Annotated in this window: 16 protein-coding genes and 1 pseudogene; 7 read left to right on the forward strand and 10 right to left on the reverse strand. The window is 70.2% G+C overall.

Annotation, left to right across the window (positions count from 1 at the left end):
- Window positions 1-25 precede the first annotated feature (25 nt).
- Window positions 26-784 carry an SDR family oxidoreductase gene (locus ACF088_RS40015; protein ID WP_392380915.1) on the forward strand — a complete coding sequence of 253 codons (759 nt, stop codon included), beginning with the start codon at window positions 26-28 and terminating at the stop codon, window positions 782-784.
- A 210-nt stretch (window positions 785-994) separates the two neighbouring features.
- On the opposite strand, the pseudogene ACF088_RS40020 reads toward ACF088_RS40015, so the two are convergent.
- Window positions 995-1435, reverse strand: a pseudogene (locus ACF088_RS40020) (RtcB family protein); the annotation flags it as partial.
- A gap of 326 nt (window positions 1436-1761) precedes the next feature.
- Here ACF088_RS40020 and ACF088_RS40025 point away from each other — a divergent pair.
- Window positions 1762-3129: a serine hydrolase domain-containing protein gene (locus ACF088_RS40025; RefSeq protein ID WP_392380916.1), complete on the forward strand. Its 1368-nt coding sequence runs from the start codon at window positions 1762-1764 to the stop codon at window positions 3127-3129.
- Window positions 3130-3495: 366 nt separating this feature from the next.
- Here ACF088_RS40025 and ACF088_RS40030 read toward each other — a convergent pair whose 3' ends face one another.
- Entirely contained in the window at window positions 3496-4689 is a 1194-nt protein-coding gene (locus ACF088_RS40030; protein ID WP_392380917.1) for an RtcB family protein, read from the reverse strand.
- Window positions 4690-4851: 162 nt separating this feature from the next.
- On the opposite strand from ACF088_RS40030, the gene ACF088_RS40035 reads away from it, so the two are divergent.
- The gene (locus ACF088_RS40035) at window positions 4852-5784 is read left to right on the forward strand and encodes a hypothetical protein (RefSeq protein ID WP_392380918.1); all 933 of its coding nucleotides are present in this window, start codon (window positions 4852-4854) and stop codon (window positions 5782-5784) included.
- 116 nt (window positions 5785-5900) lie between these two features.
- On the opposite strand, the gene ACF088_RS40040 is transcribed toward ACF088_RS40035, so the two are convergent.
- Window positions 5901-6035 carry a hypothetical protein gene (locus ACF088_RS40040; protein ID WP_392380919.1) on the reverse strand — a complete coding sequence of 45 codons (135 nt, stop codon included), beginning with the start codon at window positions 6033-6035 and terminating at the stop codon, window positions 5901-5903.
- Here ACF088_RS40040 and ACF088_RS40045 point away from each other — a divergent pair.
- Window positions 6034-6741, forward strand: a complete 708-nt coding sequence (locus ACF088_RS40045) for a DUF3558 domain-containing protein (protein ID WP_392380920.1) — start codon at window positions 6034-6036, stop codon at window positions 6739-6741. The genes ACF088_RS40040 and ACF088_RS40045 overlap by 2 nt on opposite strands.
- A gap of 165 nt (window positions 6742-6906) precedes the next feature.
- Window positions 6907-8247: a DUF2637 domain-containing protein gene (locus tag ACF088_RS40050; RefSeq protein ID WP_392380921.1), complete on the forward strand. Its 1341-nt coding sequence runs from the start codon at window positions 6907-6909 to the stop codon at window positions 8245-8247.
- Between the two features lie 32 nt (window positions 8248-8279).
- On the opposite strand, the gene ACF088_RS40055 is transcribed toward ACF088_RS40050, so the two are convergent.
- Window positions 8280-8507, reverse strand: a complete 228-nt coding sequence (locus tag ACF088_RS40055; RefSeq protein ID WP_392380922.1) for a hypothetical protein — start codon at window positions 8505-8507, stop codon at window positions 8280-8282.
- A 123-nt stretch (window positions 8508-8630) separates the two neighbouring features.
- Window positions 8631-10355: a lysine--tRNA ligase gene (lysS, locus tag ACF088_RS40060; RefSeq protein ID WP_392380923.1), complete on the reverse strand. Its 1725-nt coding sequence runs from the start codon at window positions 10353-10355 to the stop codon at window positions 8631-8633.
- 184 nt (window positions 10356-10539) lie between these two features.
- Here lysS and argS point away from each other — a divergent pair, with 184 nt between their 5' ends.
- The gene (gene argS, locus ACF088_RS40065; RefSeq protein WP_392380924.1) at window positions 10540-12303 is read left to right on the forward strand and encodes an arginine--tRNA ligase; all 1764 of its coding nucleotides are present in this window, start codon (window positions 10540-10542) and stop codon (window positions 12301-12303) included.
- Window positions 12304-12475: 172 nt separating this feature from the next.
- Here the strand turns inward: argS and ACF088_RS40070 are convergent, their stop codons facing one another.
- The 4 genes from ACF088_RS40070 to ACF088_RS40085 all read right to left on the reverse strand — a co-directional run bounded on the left by ACF088_RS40070 (window position 12476) and on the right by ACF088_RS40085 (window position 15679).
- On the reverse strand, window positions 12476-12661 hold the full coding sequence (locus tag ACF088_RS40070) for a CsbD family protein (protein WP_392380925.1): 186 nt from the start codon (window positions 12659-12661) through the stop codon (window positions 12476-12478).
- 161 nt (window positions 12662-12822) lie between these two features.
- The gene (gene hemB, locus ACF088_RS40075) at window positions 12823-13812 is read right to left on the reverse strand and encodes a porphobilinogen synthase (protein WP_392380926.1); all 990 of its coding nucleotides are present in this window, start codon (window positions 13810-13812) and stop codon (window positions 12823-12825) included.
- Window positions 13813-13883: 71 nt separating this feature from the next.
- Entirely contained in the window at window positions 13884-14780 is an 897-nt protein-coding gene (locus ACF088_RS40080; protein WP_392380927.1) for a serine hydrolase, read from the reverse strand.
- A complete protein-coding gene (locus ACF088_RS40085; protein WP_392380942.1) occupies window positions 14777-15679 on the reverse strand; it encodes a LysR family transcriptional regulator in 903 nt (300 codons plus the stop codon). The genes ACF088_RS40080 and ACF088_RS40085 overlap by 4 nt, the downstream gene beginning before the upstream one ends.
- Before the next feature lie 212 nt (window positions 15680-15891).
- Here ACF088_RS40085 and bla point away from each other — a divergent pair, with 212 nt between their 5' ends.
- On the forward strand, window positions 15892-16821 hold the full coding sequence (gene bla / locus ACF088_RS40090) for a class A beta-lactamase (RefSeq protein ID WP_392380928.1): 930 nt from the start codon (window positions 15892-15894) through the stop codon (window positions 16819-16821).
- Between the two features lie 78 nt (window positions 16822-16899).
- Here the strand turns inward: bla and ACF088_RS40095 are convergent, their stop codons facing one another.
- Window positions 16900-17811 (reverse strand): helix-turn-helix domain-containing protein, encoded by a 912-nt coding sequence (locus ACF088_RS40095; RefSeq protein ID WP_392380929.1) that lies wholly within the window; start codon window positions 17809-17811, stop codon window positions 16900-16902.
- Window positions 17812-18108 lie beyond the last annotated feature (297 nt).

Here is an 18108-nt window from a genome sequence, read left to right on the forward strand (position 1 = left end):
ACCGCATAACCCCGAGGAGAGTCCCATGACCGCTGAGCTCCGTACCGCCGTCGTCACCGGAGCGAGCAGCGGCATCGGCGCCGCCACCGCGCGGGCCCTGGCCGCTGCCGGCTACCGCGTGGTGCTCACGGCCCGCCGCAAGGACCGCATCGAGGAGCTCGCCGCCGAGCTGCCGGACGCCGAGGCCTACGCCCTCGACGTCACCGACCGCGCCGCCGTCGACGCCTTCGCAGCCACCCTCGACCGCTACCCCTCCATCGACGTCCTGGTCAACAACGCCGGCGGGGCCTACGGCGCGGAGCCGGTCGCCACCGGTGACCCCGCCGACTGGCGCGCGATGTACGAGGTCAATGTGCTGGGCGTGCTCCACATGACCCAGGCGCTGCTGCCCGCGCTCACCGCCTCCGGCGAGGGCACCGTCGTCGTGCTCTCCTCCACCGCCGGCCACGGCACCTACGAGGGCGGCGGCGGTTACGTCGCCGCCAAGCACGGCGCCCATGTCATCGCCGAAACGCTCCGTCTGGAGCTGTGCGGCGAGCCGGTGCGCGTCATCGAGGTCGCCCCGGGCATGGTCAAGACCGACGAGTTCGCCACCACCCGCTTCCGTGGCGACACCGCCAAGGCAGCCAAGGTCTACGAGGGCGTCGACCAGCCGCTCAGCGCGGACGATGTCGCCGACACCATCGCCTGGGCGATCACCCGCCCCGCCCACGTCAACATCGACCTGCTGGTGGTCCGCCCCCGCGCCCAGGCCTCCAACTCCAAGGTCCACCGCACCACCTGAGACTCGCCCCACCCCGGGCATGTCCCACGTAAGACACGCCCCACCTGGACACGGGCGGCCCGGCGACATGCGAAGGGCGGTCCGGCGCACACCACGCCGGACCGCCCCGGGGCTGAGCCCTCTCAGTCCACTCAGCCCTTCTCGTCCACTCAACCCTTCTCGTCCACTCGACCCTCTTCGTCCACTCGACCCTCTTCGTCCACTCAGCGTTCAGCCCGTTCGGCCCTTCACACACACCACCTGCTTGAGCTTGGCGACGAACTCGACCAGGTCCCGCTGCTGCTCCCACACCTGACCGATCGGCTGGTGGGCGCCCGGGATCTCCTCCACAACGCCGGAGTCCTCGCGGCACTGCACACCCCGCGTCCGCTCCTCCAGGTCCCGCGTCGAGAACTGCCGCTTGGCGGCGTTCCGGCTCGTCCTTCGGCCGGCACCGTGCGAGGCCGCGTTGAACGACTTCGGGTTGCCTGGGCCACGGACGACGTACGGCTCCGTGCCCATGGAACCGGGGAGGATCCCCCACTCCCCCACTCCCGCCACTCCCGCGCCCGCGCCCGCGCCCGCGTGGATGGCTCCCCGGCGGGCAACCAGCAGGGGAGCCATCCCCTCGTACCGCTCTTCACCGAGATGGTTGTGGTGCCGGCTGATGACACCAGGGCGGTACTCGACGGTCCTCATATGACCTTCGGCATCTACCTGCTGCCGCCACATCATGCGGACCGGGCACGGCTCGGCACCACGCACACTCCGGACACGCGCCATTCCTGAACACTCGGTCCGGCAGTCACGGTTCCGGCAATTGCGCTTCAGGCATGCACACTTCGGGCTCGTAGGCGCCTGACAAATGTCATCGGTGTTGATGAGACGGGTCGTTCTGCGGGAGGACTGTGGGGACGGCGGCCGGTCGAGAGAATCGAGACGACCAAGATCACATGCGTGATCGACCGCAGTAGCAGGAAGTTGTAACGGGAGAAGACATGTCCCTGCCCCGCCCGGCCCTCCGCCGCCGTACACGGATCGCCGGCACCACCACGGCCGTGATGCTCTCACTGGTGGCAGCGGCGGTACCGGCCCAGGCCGCAACGGCCCCCGCGCCCGGCGCCCACGCCACCGCAGGAACGACGACCCACCCGGGCCATCTCGACCACAAGGCACTGGACGAGAAGCTGGCAGCACTCCACAGAGCGGGTATGTACGGTACCTACGCGGCCGTCCGGGAGGGCCGGGACGAATGGCGGGGCGCGGCCGGTGTCGCCGACATCGCCACCAACCGCCCGGTCGGGCCGCAGATGCAGCAGCGCGTGGGCAGCCTCACCAAGGCGTTCACCTCCGTCGCCGTGCTGCAACAGGTCGGCGCGGGCCGGATCGATCTGGACGCCCCCATCGCCCGCTACCTCCCCGACCTCGTCCCCGGTGAACGCGGCCGGAAGATCACCGTCCGTATGCTGCTCAACCACACCAGCGGCATCGCCGACTACATCCCCGGTGCCTTCCCCTCCCTCCTCAAGGGGAGTACCGAGAGCCTCGACGCCAACCGTTACCGCCACTTCGCCCCTGAGGAGCTCGCACGCTTGGGCCTGCAGGCGGAACCGACGGGCAAGCCCGGCGAGAAATGGTCCTACGCCAACACCAATTACGTCATCGCGGGAATGCTGCTGCAGAAGGTCACCGGCGAGGATCCGCAGGAGTACATCACCCGCAATGTCATCCGCAAGGCCGGGCTGAAGCACACCTACTTCCCGACGTCCACACGGATATCCGGGCCGCATTCCAAGATGTACGAATCCTTCTTCGGACTGATCAGCCCGGCCCGTGACTACAGCACGTACGACATGTCCTGGGCCGGTACCGCCGGGGCACTGGTCTCGACGATGGAGGACGTGAACGACTTCTACCGGGCGCTGCTGACCGGCGAACTGCTCGCCCCCGCCGAACTCCGCCAGATGCAGACCACCGTCGACGCCAAGGACGGAGCGGGCAATCTGCTGACGCGTTACGGCCTCGGCATCGAGGCGATCGACACTGTGTGCGGGCGCTTCTGGGGACACACCGGCTCGGTGTGGGGCGCCGAGACGGTGACGTACTCGACGCCCGACGGCAAGCGCCAGATGACGGTCGGGCTCAACCAGGCCAAGTACCAGCAGCTCGACGCGACGGGTCACATCAAGCCGGGCCCGATCGACGCCGCGATCGGGGCCTTCGAGGCGAAGGCGATGTGCGACAACGATGCGCCCGCCGAGCCGCGACGGTTCGCGCACCCGGCCGCGCCGAAGGCTCTCGAAGGGCCGTCCGTCCCGCTCACCCGTCCGCTGGCTCCGCTGACTCCGCTGTCGCCGGGCCGCTGACCCGGGACATCCGCCGACTTCCGTATTCCACCGGCGGTTTGCGGGTCATGGTGGCGATGGCGCAGGCGGGCGAGGGTCCGGGGTGTGCCCGTGCGCAGTCAGACGCGCTCCGGTACGCGCGCCGCACCGCGGAACACCTGCGCCGTGTGCCACCGGATGTGCACGAGGGGCGATCCGCGCACTGCCGTTCTGCGGTCCGATGAGGGCCCTCCCCACCCCACACAACGACACGAACCCACCCCGATCACGACGATGGCCTGCACCACCCCAACAGAGTCGTACAGGCCATCGTCACGAAGGCCCGCGCGGTCCGCCAACAGTGTCCGCGTCCGGTCCGGGGCCTGCCGATCGCGTGGACTGCTGCGCTCAGCCCTTGACGCAGACGACCTGCTTGAGCTTGGCGACGACCTCGACCAGGTCCCGCTGCTGATCGATGACCTTCTCGATCGGCTTGTAGGCACCCGGGATCTCGTCCACCACACCGGAGTCCTTACGGCACTCCACGCCCCGCGTCTGGTCCTCCAGGTCCCTCGTCGAGAACCGCTTCTTCGCGGCGTTCCGGCTCATCTTGCGGCCGGCGCCGTGCGAGGCGGAGTTGAAGGACGCGGCGTTGCCCAGTCCCTTGACGATGTACGAGCCGGTGCCCATCGAGCCCGGGATGATGCCGTACTCGCCGCTGCCCGCCCGGATCGCGCCCTTACGGGTCACCAGCAGATCCATGCCGTCGTACCGCTCCTCCGCCACATAGTTGTGGTGGCAGGAGATCACCGGCTCGAACGTCGGCTTGGCCTTCTTGAACTCCTTGCGGACGACGTCCTGGAAGAGTGCCATCATCACGGCCCGGTTGTGCTTGGCGTACTCCTGCGCCCAGAACAGATCGTTGCGGTACGCCGCCATCTGCGGGGTGTCCGCGATGAAGACGGCGAGATCGCGGTCGACCAGGCCCTGGTTGTGCGGCAGCTTCTGCGCCTGCCCCATGTGGAACTCGGCGAGCTCCTTGCCGATGTTCCGGGAGCCGGAGTGCAGCATCAGCCACACCGCACCGGTGTCGTCGAGACAGAACTCGATGAAGTGGTTGCCACTTCCCAGCGAGCCCATCTGCTTCGTGGCGCGTTCCTGACGGAACTTGACCGCGTCGGCCACCCCGTCGAAGCGCGACCAGAAGTCTCCCCATCCCGCCGTCGGGTAGCCGTGCAGCCGCCCGGGGTCGACCGGGTCCTCGTGCATCCCGCGCCCCACCGGAATCGCCTGCTCGATCTTCGAGCGGAGCCGGGAGAGATCACCGGGCAGGTCATTGGCGGTGAGCGAGGTCTTCACCGCGCTCATCCCGCAGCCGATGTCCACACCGACCGCCGCCGGGCAGACCGCGCCGTGCATGGCGATCACCGAGCCGACGGTGGCGCCCTTGCCGTAATGGACATCCGGCATCACGGCCAGGCCCTTGATCCACGGCAGGGTGGCGACATTGCGCAGCTGCTGCATCGCGACATCCTCGACCGCTGCCGGATCCGTCCACATCCGGATCGGTACCTGGGCACCGGGCACCTCGACGTACGACATAACTTCCCCATTCCCCCGAATTTATGAAAAACGCAAAAGCCGGACAATTTATCCGATCTTGGACGGCGGACCGGCGTTTGCGGCAAGACGTGCGATAGACATTGTGTCCATCGGCCGCCGACCGGCGGCAACCGCATTTCGTAGGGGAAGGAGCCGCGAGCGATGCCACGAAAGCCGTTCGTACCCGGTGCCGCAGTGGTAGTGGCCGCGGCGCTGGCCGCGGGCCTCACCGGCTGTACCGGCAGCTCCAGCCCCGACGGCGGCGCTGCCGACGCCAAGAGCGGCGACGCCGCCACCTCCAGCCAGGCCGCCGAGCCGGGCCGCTACCAGACCCTCCCGGAGGCCTGCGGGCTGCCCTCACGCAAGGCCATCCGCGGCATGCTCCCCGGCGACGGCCAGTCCCTGTCGGACGCCGAGGCCCGGAAGGTCTACGGCGGCGTGGCCGACATCACCTATGACACCGACCGCCGCGTCGGCTGCCGCTGGACCCGCGAGACCACCGCGGGCACCCGCCATCTGGGCCTGGACATCCAGCGTGTGGTGTCGTACGACTCCGCCACCAGCGATGAGGACAAGGCGCAGGGGATCTACGACAAGAAGAAGCTGGCCGCGCAGATACCGTCCGGCGGCGCCGGCTCCCCCTCGCCCGCCGCCCCGTCCCCGTCCGCCTCGAAGGGCAAGGGCAAGGGCGACGAAACCGTCACGAACGGCTCGAAGGACAAGAGCGCCACGGACAAGAGCGCCGCAGAGAAGAGCGCCACGGAGAAGGCGGGCAAGGCCCCGTCCCAAAGCTCCTCGCAGACCTCCGACCCGAGCGCGGACCCGAGCGCGGACCCGAGTACAGACCCCAGCGGCTCCACCGCCCCGCGCGTCCTGGGCGACCTCGGGGACGCGGCCTTCCTCAATGACAAATTGGTCACAGCGGACTCCGGCGTGCACCGCGATGTCACTGTGGTCTTTCGCACGTCGAACGTCATCGTGCAGCTCACTTACGACCAGTGGTCCACGGACAAGGCGATGTTGCCGGACAGCCAGGAACTGCAGGACAAGGCCCGTTCCCTGGCCACCGAGCTCTCCGACAACCTCAGCGAATAGTCCGGATCAGGCGCATTGACCGAATCACCGGACAAGAAGCAGAAACGCCCGATATAAGCGTTGCGCTCATCGACATGAATCGGTCACCCACCTCGCCGCGCCGCGTACCGTGCCGTCTAGCCCTGCCCCGTACGCGAGGCGGGGCGGGCCCCACGGTCACCACCACCACGGCCGTGCCCCACGGCCACCACCACGGCCGTGCCCGCCGACCCGGCGACCGACCCGACGACGACGAACAGCGAAGGAACCATGCACCGTTCAGCCAAGCGCCTCGCCAGCCTCCTCACCTGCGCAGCAGTACCGGTGCTGCTCGTCGCCGGCTGCTCCGGCTCGGACAGCGACAGCTCCGGTGACGCCTCCTCCTCCGCCTCCAGCAGCGCGGCCAAGCCCTCGCCGACCGTCGCGCCCGCCAAGTTCAAGAAGCTGCCGAACCCGTGCGAGGTGTTCTCCAAGGACACCGTCAAGAAGATGCTGCCCAAGGCGAAGGACGCCTCCGGGGACCAGGGCAAGTCCACGGACAACGCCTCCCACGGCACCTGCTCCTGGACCAGCGCGGATGAGAAGGGCGTCGACGGCACCCAGTGGCGCTGGCTGGACACCGGCCTGCAGCGCTACGACTCCGACCCGGGCGTCGGCAGCGGCGAAAAGCGCGCCACGGACTTCTTCACCAAGCAGATATCCGAGGCGAAGGCCACCAAGGGCGCCACGAAGCTCGCGACCGTCCAGACCTCCGGTACCGGCGACGAGGCCACCGCGATCACCTACGACGTGAAGCGGGACGGCACCAACTTCAAGAACACCACCATCGTCGCCCGGACCTCCAACATCGTCGTGACGATCAACTACAACGGCGCGGGCCTGGCCGGCGCGGACGCCCCCAAGACCGCCGACCTGCTCAAGCAGACACAGGCCGCCGCCAAGGAGGCGGTCACCTCCGCCACCAAGGCCAACGGCTGACCCCACCCAGCCCACCGACCCCACCGACGCCGCCCGGGTCCTCCGCCCGGGCGGAGGACCCGGGCCGGAGGCGCCTCCCAGCACTCCGTCCGTACCGGCACACGCCCGCCCGTAGGCATGTGCCAGGCTGTCGCCCGCAACAGACCGACTGGGAGGGGTCCTCGGGTGGCCGCGCCACTGAAGCTGACACGCACGCACCGGATACTCATCGGCGTGGTCATCGCCGGCGCGGTGGTGATCGCCGGCATCGGCTTCGCCGGCTCCTACGCGGCCGTGCGTGCACTGGCCCTCAAGAAGGGCTTCGGCGACTTCGCCTACTTCTTCCCTATCGGCATCGACGCGGGAATCTGCGTCCTGCTCGCGCTGGATCTGCTGCTGACCTGGATCCGCATGCCCTTCCCGCTGTTGCGACAGGCGGCGTGGCTGCTGACGGTCGCAACGGTGGCGTTCAATGCCGCGGCGGCGTCCGACCCCCTGGGCATGGGCATGCACGCCGTCATCCCGGTGCTGTTCGTCGTCACCGTCGAGGCCGCCCGGCATGCCGTCGGGCGGATCGCCGACATCACGGCGGACAAGCACATGGAGGGTGTGCGCATCACGCGCTGGCTGCTGGCCCCCCTCCCGACGTTCCTGTTGTGGCGGCGGATGAAGCTGTGGGAGCTGCGGTCGTACGACGCGGTGATCAAGCTGGAGCAGGAACGGCTCGTGTATCAGGCACGTCTGCGTTCGCGGTTCGGGCGCAGCTGGCGCCGTAAGGCTCCCGTGGAGTCCCTGATGCCACTGCGGCTCGCCCGGTACGGAGTGCCGCTGGCGGAGACCGCTCCCGCGGGGCTTGCCGCCGCGGGCATCGAACCGCAGTTGCTGCCGGCGCCACACCGGTCCGTGACGCCCGCCGTGGAACGGAAGGCCCACGAGCCGGCCGGGGCCCCGGAGTCGGCCGAGGCCGAGGCCGAGGAGATGCCGAGCCAGTGGTTCGCGGCGCCGCAGCAGGTGACGTACCAGGGCGACTACGACCCGGCGTACGTCCCGGAGCAGGAGCCCCAGCCCTCGTACGACGCGCCTCAGCCCCCGTACAACGCGCCTCAGGCCGCGTACGACGCGCATCGGCCCGCGTACAACGAACATCGGCAGGAACCGGCACGCGAGCAGGCACCGGCGCGCGGACAAGCCGCGGTACCCCCACCACGCACGCCGGAGCCCGACCCCCAGGTCCCGGTGCCGAACGGTGCCGGCGGAACGCGCCCGCTCGGCATGGGCACCCCGGAAGCACCCCCGCAGCCCACTCCGGCACCGGCACCGGCACCGGCCGCCGCACCGACCGACGAGGACCTGTACCAGGTGTTCCGCCACTCGATAGAGGGCGAAGGCATGCCCACACCGGGCGCGTTCGCGGCCAACCTGGATGCCCAGTACGGAATCCGCCTGCGGTCACGGGAGTTGAACCGCTACATGGATCAGTTCAGCGACCGCCTCAACGCGGAAATGATGGACGATCACATCGCCTGACCCACAGGCCGGATCCGTACGGCAACGGGCCCCTAAACCGCCCCGGCCCCCGTCTGATCCCTCAGCTGCTTCGCCTTGCGCTTCTTGTCCGCGTCCCCCCAGACGGCCAGCGCCGCACCGGCCGCGAAGAGGCCGACATAGGCGGCCGACGGCAGATCGAACCAGTGAGGCAGCAACCCCCAGGCGCGGTCGAAGAAGACCTGCCCGACGAAGCCCATAACGCCCTGGATCATGATGATGAAACCTAAGATTCCCCTCATGGCCCCAGCGTGAAGGGTCCGGCCCCGGGAATCCTCGTCCCCGGGGCCGAACCCTTCTCATCCCTCGGTCGGAGAGCACGCCGAGGTGTCTACGACCCCCGGCAACGGCGCTCCGACAGCTCGTCAGCCCCCCAGCAGCTTGCGCACCCGGTCCGCGCCCACGGCCAGCAGCAGAGTGGGCAGCCGCGGCCCGGTGTCCCGCCCGACCAGCAGGTTGTAGAGCAGGGCGAAGAAGGCACGCTGGGCGACCTTCAGCTCCGGCGTCGGCTTGGCGTCCGGCTCCAGGCCCGCCTGCACCTTCGGAACGCCGTAGACCAGGGTGGTCAGGCCGTCCAGCGACCAGTGCTCGTCCAGGCCGTCGAGCAGCAGCCGCAGCGAGCCCCGGGACTGCTCGTCGAGGGTGCCGAGCAGCTCCTCGTCGGGCTCGTCGCGGACGATGGTGCGCTGCTCGGCCGGGACCTGGGTGTTGATCCAGTACTCGGCCTTGGCGAGCCGCGGCCGGGTCTCGTCCAGCGAGGTCACCGGGTTGTCCGGGTCCAGTTCGCCGAGGATCCGGAGCGTCTGCTCGTCGTGGCCCGCGGTGATGTCCGCGACCGAGGCGAGGGTGCGGTACGGCAGCGGCCGCGGCGTCCGGGGCAGCTCACCGGCGGCGGTACGGGCCGCCCGGGCGTACGCGGCGGCGTCGGCCGGCAGCGCACTGCCGTCGGCGACCTTGGCCTCCAGCTTGTCCCACTCGTCGTAGAGCCGCTGGATCTCCTGGTCGAAGGCGATCTTGAAGGACTGGTTGGGCTTGCGGCGCGCGTACAGCCAGCGCAGCAGCGGCGCCTCCATGATCTTCAGCGCGTCGCCCGGCGTCGGCACCCCGCCCCGCGACGACGACATCTTGGCCATGCCGCTGATGCCGACGAAGGCGTACATGGGGCCGATGGGCTGGTCGCCGTCGAAGATCTGCCGGACGATCTGGCCGCCGACGACGAAGGACGAGCCCGGCGAGGAGTGGTCGACACCGGACGGCTCGAAGATCACGCCCTCGTAGGCCCACCGCATCGGCCAGTCGACCTTCCAGACCAGCTTGCCGCGGTTGAACTCGCTCAGCCGGACCGTCTCACCGAAGCCGCACTCCGTGCAGGTGTAGACCAGCTCGGTGGTCTCGTCGTCGTACGAGGTGACCGTGGTCAGGTCCTTCTCGCACTGCCCGCAGTAGGGCTTGTACGGGAAGTAGCCGGCCGACCCGCCGCTGCCGTCGTCCTCGGCGGCCGCGCCCGAGCCCTCGGCGGCCTCCAGCTCGGCCTCGTCGACCGGCTTCTGCGACTTCTTGGCCGGGGCCTTCTTCGTGCGGTACTGGCCGAGGATCGCGTCGATGTCCGCGCGGTGCTTCATCGCGTGCAGGATCTGCTCGCGGTAGACACCGGCGGTGTACTGCTCGGTCTGGCTGATGCCGTCGTACTCGACGCCCAGCTCGGCCAGCGCCTCGCTCATGGCGGCCTTGAAGTGCTCCGCCCAGTTCGGGTACGCCGACCCGGCCGGGGCCGGCACCGCGGTCAGCGGCTTGCCGATGTGCTCGGCCCAGGAGCCGTCGACACCCGGCACGCCGTCCGGAACCTTGCGGTAGCGGTCGTAGTCGTCCCAGGAGATGAGGTGGCGGACCTCGTACCCGCGGCGGCGGATCTCGTCGGCGACGAGGTGCGGGGTCATGACCTCGCGGAGGTTGCCGAGGTGGATCGGGCCGGACGGGCTCAGGCCCGAGGCGCAGACGACTGGTTTGCCGGGGGCGCGGCGCTCCGCCTCGGCAATGACCTCGTCCGCGAACCTGGAGACCCAGTCGGTCTCGGTGCTCTGCTGAGCCACGATCGGCCCTTCCTCTTCCTGGTGCTTCCTGATTGCGCCGTCTTGCGCGTGCGACGCACAAATGCCTGACGGTGCCCATTGTCCCAGACGGAAAATCAGTGGTACTGCCGTGGGATACTCGTTGGCAAACCCTTTCCGCTCCGACGACACCTCCTTACCTCCCTCTGGAAGAGAGCTCTTCTCCATGGCCTCGGTCACTTCCCTCGCAGCTTCGGTTCACCAGCGCGTCGCGGACGCCCTCTCGGCAGCCCTGCCGGAGGCCGGCGCCGCGGACCCGCTGCTGCGCCGAAGCGACCGGGCGGACTTCCAGGCCAACGGCATGCTGGCGCTGGCCAAGAAGCTCAAGGGCAACCCGCGGGAGCTGGCGACCAAGGTCGTCGCGGAGATCGGCGAGAACCCCCTCTTCAAGGAGGTCGAGGTCTCCGGCCCCGGCTTCCTCAACATCACGATCACCGACCGGGCGATCATCCAGACGCTGGCCGCGCGCGCCGCCGACGACCGGCTCGGCGTCCCGCTGAAGGAGCAGCCCGGCGTCACGGTCATCGACTACGCCCAGCCGAACGTCGCCAAGGAGATGCACGTCGGGCACCTGCGCTCGGCGGTCATCGGCGACGCCCTGCGCCACATCCTGGACTTCACCGGTGAGCAGACGATCGGCCGGCACCACATCGGCGACTGGGGCACCCAGTTCGGCATGCTCATCCAGTACCTGATCGAGAACCCCGGCGAGCTGGCCCCGGCGGCCGACGTCGACGGCGAGCAGGCCATGAGCAACCTCAACCGCGTCTACAAGGCCTCGCGCGCCGTCTTCGACTCCGACGAGCAGTTCAAGGAGCGGGCCCGGAAGCGGGTCGTGGCGCTCCAGTCCGGCGACGCGGAGACCCTCGACCTGTGGCAGCGGTTCGTCGACGAGTCGAAGGTCTACTTCTACTCGGTCTTCGAGAAGCTGGACATGGAGATCCGCGACGACGAGATCGTCGGCGAGTCCGCGTACAACGACATGATGGCCGAGACGGCGCGGCTGCTGGAGGAGTCGGGCGTCGCCGTCCGCTCCGAGGGCGCGCTGGTGGTCTTCTTCGACGAGATCCGCGGCAAGGACGACCAGCCGGTGCCGCTGATCGTGCAGAAGGCGGACGGCGGCTTCGGCTACGCGGCCTCCGATCTCTCCGCGATCCGCAACCGCGTCTGCGACCTGAAGGCGACGACGCTCCTGTACGTCGTCGACGTCCGCCAGTCGCTGCACTTCCGGATGGTCTTCGAGACGGCCCGCCGGGCGGGCTGGCTGAGCGACGACATCACCGCGCACAACATGGGCTACGGCACGGTCCTCGGCGCGGACGGCAAGCCGTTCAAGACGCGTGCGGGCGAGACCGTACGCCTGGAGGACCTGCTCGACGAGGCGGCCGAGCGGGCGACCACGGTGGTGCGCGAGAAGGGCGCGGCGGTCGGCCTGACCGAGCAGGAGATCACCGAGAACGGTGCGCAGGTGGGCATCGGTGCCGTGAAGTACGCGGACCTGTCGACGTCGCCGAGCCGGGACTACAAGTTCGACCTGGACCAGATGGTCTCGCTCAACGGCGACACCTCGGTGTACCTCCAGTACGCCTACGCCCGGATCCGGTCGATCTTCCGCAAGGCCGGTGACGCGGCCCCCGCGGCGCATCCGGAGCTGCCGCTGGCCCCGGCCGAGCGGGCGCTGGGCCTGCACCTCGACCAGTTCGGCGAGACCGTCGCCGAGGCCGCCGCCGCGTACGAGCCGCACAAGCTCGCCGCGTACCTCTACAGCCTCGCCTCGCTCTTCACGACCTTCTACGACCAGTGCCCGGTCCTGAAGGCCGAGGGCGGGCCGGACCAGCTGGCCAACCGGCTGTTCCTCTGCGACCTGACCGCCCGCACCCTCCACCAGGGCATGGCGCTGCTCGGCATCCGGACGCCCGAGCGGCTCTGACCGGGCCCGTCCGACCGGGTGCCGCTGACCCGGTCGCCTCGTCCCGGCCGCCCGCGCGGCCTGCCGTCGCCCACGCTCCTGCCGCAACGGCCCCGTACTGCACAGGTGTTGTACGGGGCCGCTCGGGTCTCAAGGGCCGGGCGACGCGGCATCCAGGCCGCGAGCGGGGCCGTCAGTGCTGCCAGGGCCTGCGTACCGCGTCCTTGATCTTCTCGCTGGCGTCCAGCCCGTGCCCGGCGGTCTTCTCGGCCTTGCCCTCGGCCTCCAGCTTGCGGTTGTGCGTGGCCCGGCCGACGACTTCCTTCATGGCGCCGATGACCTGCGCGCCCTTGGCCTGCATCTTGCGCTTGGCAGTCATGGTTACCCGCTCCTCGGTCGGTCGGGGTCTTCCTTGACAACCGGTCCCGTGCCCGGCGAGCGGCAGACAAAACGTCGTACCTACGACAAACGACGCTCCCGCCCCCGGAACCCGGGGACGGGAGCTTGGGATGCGGCAGCGGCACAACCGGCCGGGGCGGCTCACAGCCCCCGCGCGACCTCCGTCGCCCAATACGTCAGGATCATGTCGGCACCGGCCCGCTTGATGCCGGTGAGCGCCTCCAGGATCGCCTTGTCCCGGTCGATCCAGCCCTTCTCGGCGGCCGCTTCGATCATCGCGTACTCACCGGAGATCTGGTACGCGGCGACGGGTACGTCCACCGCGTCCGCGACCTTCGCCAGCACGTCCAGGTACGGCAGCGCCGGCTTGACCATCACCATGTCGGCGCCCTCCTCCAGGTCCAGCGCCAGCTCGCGCATCGACTCACGGAGGTTGGCCGGGTCCTGCTGGTAGGTCTTGCGGTCGCCCTGGAGCGACGAGCCGATGGCCTCCCGGAAGGGACCGTAGAAGGCCGAGGAGTACTTCGCCGTGTAGGCGAGGACCGACACGTCCTCGTGGCCGGTCTGGTCGAGTGCGTCGCGGATGACGCCGACCTGGCCGTCCATCATGCCGCTGGGGGCCACGACATGGACGCCCGCGTCGGCCTGCACCTGCGCCATCTCGGCGTACCGCTCCAGCGTCGCGTCGTTGTCGACCCGGCCCTCGGCATCCAGGACACCGCAGTGCCCGTGATCGGTGTACTCGTCCAGGCACAGGTCCGACATGATGACGAGGTCGTCGCCGACCTCGGCCTTCACCTCACGGATGGCGACCTGCAGGATCCCGTCGGGGTCGGTGCCCGCCGTACCGGCGGCGTCCTTCTTCGCGTCCTCGGGCACCCCGAACAGCATGATCCCGGCGACCCCGGCGTCGACCGCCTCGACGGCGGCCTTCCGCAGCGTGTCGCGGGTGTGCTGGACGACGCCCGGCATCGCGGAGATCGGCGCCGGCTCGCCGATCCCCTCCCGTACGAACGCGGGAAGGATCAGGTCAGCAGGGTGCAGCCGGTGTTCGGCCACCATCCGCCGCATGGCGGGGGTGGTACGCAGCCGCCGGGGCCGCGCACCGGGGAAGCTTCCGTACTTCGTCATACCGCCCACGCTACGCCCGCGCCGTACCCGCCTTTGCCGACGCAACGTCGGCCGGTCGGGGCGCGGATCCGTCACAGCTGCCGCAGGTGATCACGGAGTGCGCGGGCGACCTGTCCCATCAGGGCGTCGGCGCCGGGCTGCTTGCTGGCGGGCACGAGCGACTCGGTGAGGACGGCGACGGCGAACGCCTGGCCGTCGGTGTGCTCGACGACTCCGATCTCGTGGCGGAGGTTGAGGAGGGTGCCGGTCTTGGCGGACCAGGTGGTGGCGTCGGAGCTGAAGTCCGGCGTCAGCCGGTGCCGCATCACGTTGTGGGCCATGAGGCCGCGGACCCGCTCGGCGGTATCCGGGGGGATCGACGACGGTGTCCACAGGGCCTGGAGCAGTTCGACGTAGGCGCGTGCGCTGCCGCTGTTGGCGCGGGTGACGTCCAGCTGCGGCACCCGGTGTCCGTGGGCGCCCGCGCTGATGGCGAGGGCGTGGGCAAGGTGGGCCTGTGTGGGATCGAGGCGTTCCTCGGGGGTGTCGGCCAGCTCCTGCAAGGTGTGCCGGACGGTGATGCCGCGCAGGCCGAACTCGTTCAGGAGGGCGGTGACCTGGGCGGGCGGGGTGAGGCCGAACAGTACGTCGCCGGCGGTGCTGTCGCTGACGCAGGTGCTCAGATAGAGCAGGTCGTCGAGGGCGATCCGGGCGGGATGGCGGAATCGGCTCAGCCCGGTGGGCCCGGGGGTGGTGATGCGCCCCGGCTGCACGTCGAGCGCGGTGGCTCCGTCGAGTTCGCCCCTCCGGATGCGTTCGATCGTCGCGAGGGCGAGGGGGACCTTGACCAGGGAGGCGGTGGGCAGCTCGGCGTCCGGCTCGATCCCGACTTCCTGCCCGGTGTGCAGGTCCCGCACGAGCAGACAGGCGCGCAGGCCCCCGTCGTGAAGGTGGCGGCGCATGTCGCGCAGCAGTGCCTCGGTGTTCACGCGACCTCCGCGTGGCCGGCGCACGGTGGTCCGGATACCCCGAGACAGTCGGCGATCGCCTCGCCCAGGCGCGTCCGGATGAGCTGTGGATCGCCGGGCGCGGTGGCGGTCAGGGCGTACCCGCGGACGAAGGCGGCCTCGCCGATGGGACGCCAGCTCAGGGCGAACGCGCGGGCCTGTGCGGGGGAACAGAGCAACAGGTCTCGGGTGCACAGGACTTCGGCCGCGGCCGCCGTGAGGTCGGCCGCCTCGGCGAGCTGCGCGGGCTGCAGGCCGATGGCATCGCGCAATCGCGTCAGCGGGTCGCGGATGTGCGCCACGTCGTCCTCCGGCTGGACCCAGATGCGACGGGCCGGGCCGGTGGTGGTCCGGCCACGGCGCAACGTGTCGAGGTAGAGGCGCTTCACCCCGGGGTCCTCGGCGGCGGCCAGCCCCAGTGGCACCGACCAGGTCGCCTGGTCCGGCGCGACCGCGAGCAGCGCCGCCCGCACCTGCTGGGAACGGATGAGCTCCGTCCGCTGTGCGGGCGCCGCGACCCGCAGGTCGAGCGTCATGCCCTGCCTCCGAGCGCCGGCGACGAGCCGTGCCAGGCCCGCGCCGGAGCACACGTCGGGCATGGCCAGCCGCCACGGTTTGCGCTTGGCGGCCACCGCCTCGTGCTCCAACACATCGGCGGTCAGGAGCAGTTGACGGGCCGCGGGCAACATGTCCCGGCCGAAGGGGGTGAGCACGGCCTGCCGTGAGGTGCGCTCGAACAGCCGCTCCCCGAAGCGCTCTTCCAGGGCCGCGACGCGGCGGCTCGCCACCGACTGGGACATCCGGGCGGCAGCCGCTCCGACGGTGAAACTGCCGTACTCACTCACGCTGACGAACGCACGACACGCTCCCACCAGATCCACCGCGCACCCCTCCCCGCCCCACGGCATGCCCCCGACCCCCATGCCGAATCAGCATGGAAACACGCATAAGCGTATTGGACCGCATAGCTGCCGGGCGGCGAAGGTGGCCCTGCCCGCCACGGCCGGCTCCCGGAGGGAGCCCGGCCGGCCATTCCCCGTGCTGTGCGCATGCCCGTGCGGTGCGCGCCGGGGCAGGACCGGAGGTTCAGACCATGCGGCACACCCGTGCCACCCGCTGTGCTCTCAGTGCGCTCGTCGCCCTCACCCTCATTCCGCTCACCGCCTGCGGCGAGGGCGGTGCCCAGGCCCAGTCGCCCTCGTCTGCGACTGCTTCCGCTTCCGCTTCCGCGGCGAAGAAGCCCTACGTCCACGCCCTGCAGAAGCTGGAGCGCCAGTACGACGCCCGCCTCGGCGTCTACGCCGTCGACACCGGCACCGGACGCGCGGTGACCTACCGCGACAACGAGCGGTTCGCCTACAACTCCACGTTCAAGGCCTTCGCGGCCGGCACCGTGCTGCGCAAGCGCTCCCTGAGCGGGATGGACAAGGTGATCAAGTACAGCAAGAAGGACCTGGTCGACAACTCTCCCGTGACCGAGAAGCACGTCACGTCGGGGATGACCCTGCGCGAAGTGTGCGACGCCGCCGTCCGCTACAGCGACAACACCGCAGCCAACCTGCTCCTCAAGGAACTCGGCGGCCCCAAGGCGCTGAACGCCGCACTCAAGGACATCGGCGACCACGACACGCACATGGAGCGCTACGAGCCGGACCTGAGCACGTGGGAGCCGGGCTCGACACGCGACACGACCACCCCGCGGGCCTTCGCCAAGAACCTGCGCACCTTCGTGCTCGGGGATGTCCTCGGCAAAGGGGAACGCGCCCAGCTCACCAAGTGGCTGCGGACCAACACCACCGGCGACGAGCTCATCAGGGCCGGCGTACCCAAGGGCTGGACGGTCGGCGACAAGACCGGAATGGGCAGCAACTACGGCGGCCGGGACGACATCGCAGTGGTCTGGCGCCCCCACGCCGCGCCCCTCGTCGTAGCGATCCTCACGAACCGCACCGAGAAGGACGCGAAACCTGTCAACAAGTTGATCGCGGAGGCGACCTCCGCGGCCGTCGACTCGCTGACGTAGCGGAGCGCCGGGCCGTCCCGCCTCGCGCGCGTCGACAACCACCCCGCAGCCGCGTCCCCGGCCCCCTCGGCAAGACACCTAGGCCGCGACGGCGCCACCGGCTCTTGCCGGCCCGGACCGGCAGTCGCGGCACCGCCCCGGCTCCCGGGCGCGGAAGGCGCGGTCGCAGCCGTCGCAGGTCTGGAACGGGTCGGGCGGCGAGGGCCGACGACGATCGCCCGCTCCTGAACCCGATGGGGCTTCGGGGCCCGCCGGAAGCGGCGGCGGCAACAGCTCCCGGAGACGGTGGTCGAGCAACCCGGCCGGGTTCTTCAGGTCGCACGGGAGGTCCGCGGTCAGGGTCCGGTGAACGGCCGCGGCGGTGGCACCGTTCTCGAACCACGCGGCGACGGCGGGGGCGAGGCGGCGTACGTCCCGCTGGGACAGCGTGAGCCGGTCATCGGTCCGGCGCAGCGCCGCGAGCAGGACAGGAGCCGCGGCGTGGTGCTCGCCGCGGGGCGCCTCTGCGGCGGGGGCCGGGGCCTGCGGCGCGGGCAGGGCGGCCGGCGCGGCCGGGGCAGGTGACGTCGGAGCGTCGTCCCCCTCCTCCGGGGCTGCGGCGGCAGATGCCCCGGTGGCCCCGGTGGCCCCGGGAGCATTGTGGGCGTAGGTACGGGTGATCACCCGGCCGTCAGCCGTACGCTCCCGTACCCGCTCGACATAGCCGTGGGCCTCCAGCTCCCGCAGCGCGAAGGCGATCCGGTCGCGCCCCTCGGGAAAGCGGGCGGCGAGGGTGCGGATATCGACGGAGGCGCCCTCGGGCAGCGACAGGATGTGGGTGCCCACCCCGATCGCGGTCAGGGAGAGTTCGCGGTGCTGCGCGAGGTGATTGCCGATGATCGTGTACCGGTCCGGCTGGTACTGCCGGATATGCGTCACCCCACTATGGGTGGCACTTCGCCGAACGCGGTTATACGGGCGCACGGCGGCGCTAGGCTTCTGTTCAGCCATCGGGAAGGTCTGTTCTTCCTCTGGTGGTCAGGCCCTCGCACTGGGATTGCCGTCCCGGCGGGGGCCGTCGCATGTCTGCGGTGGTCAGGCCCGAGCCTGCCCACCCAAGTCGCCCGCGCGCCAGCCGAGTTGAGCTGATTCACCCCCACGAGTGACGTACGCGGGGTTTGGTTGGTTTGGAGGGTTCTCTCCCAGGGTTCTTAGCTCTTGACCGCCCGCCACACCGCCGCCCGGCCCACCGGGTCCCGCCATCCCGGGCTCCGGTTCAGCCCTCAGCCCTCAGCCCTCAGCCCTCAG

It is taken from the genome of Streptomyces sp. NPDC015125, from assembly GCF_043080045.1.
Classification (GTDB): domain Bacteria; phylum Actinomycetota; class Actinomycetes; order Streptomycetales; family Streptomycetaceae; genus Streptomyces.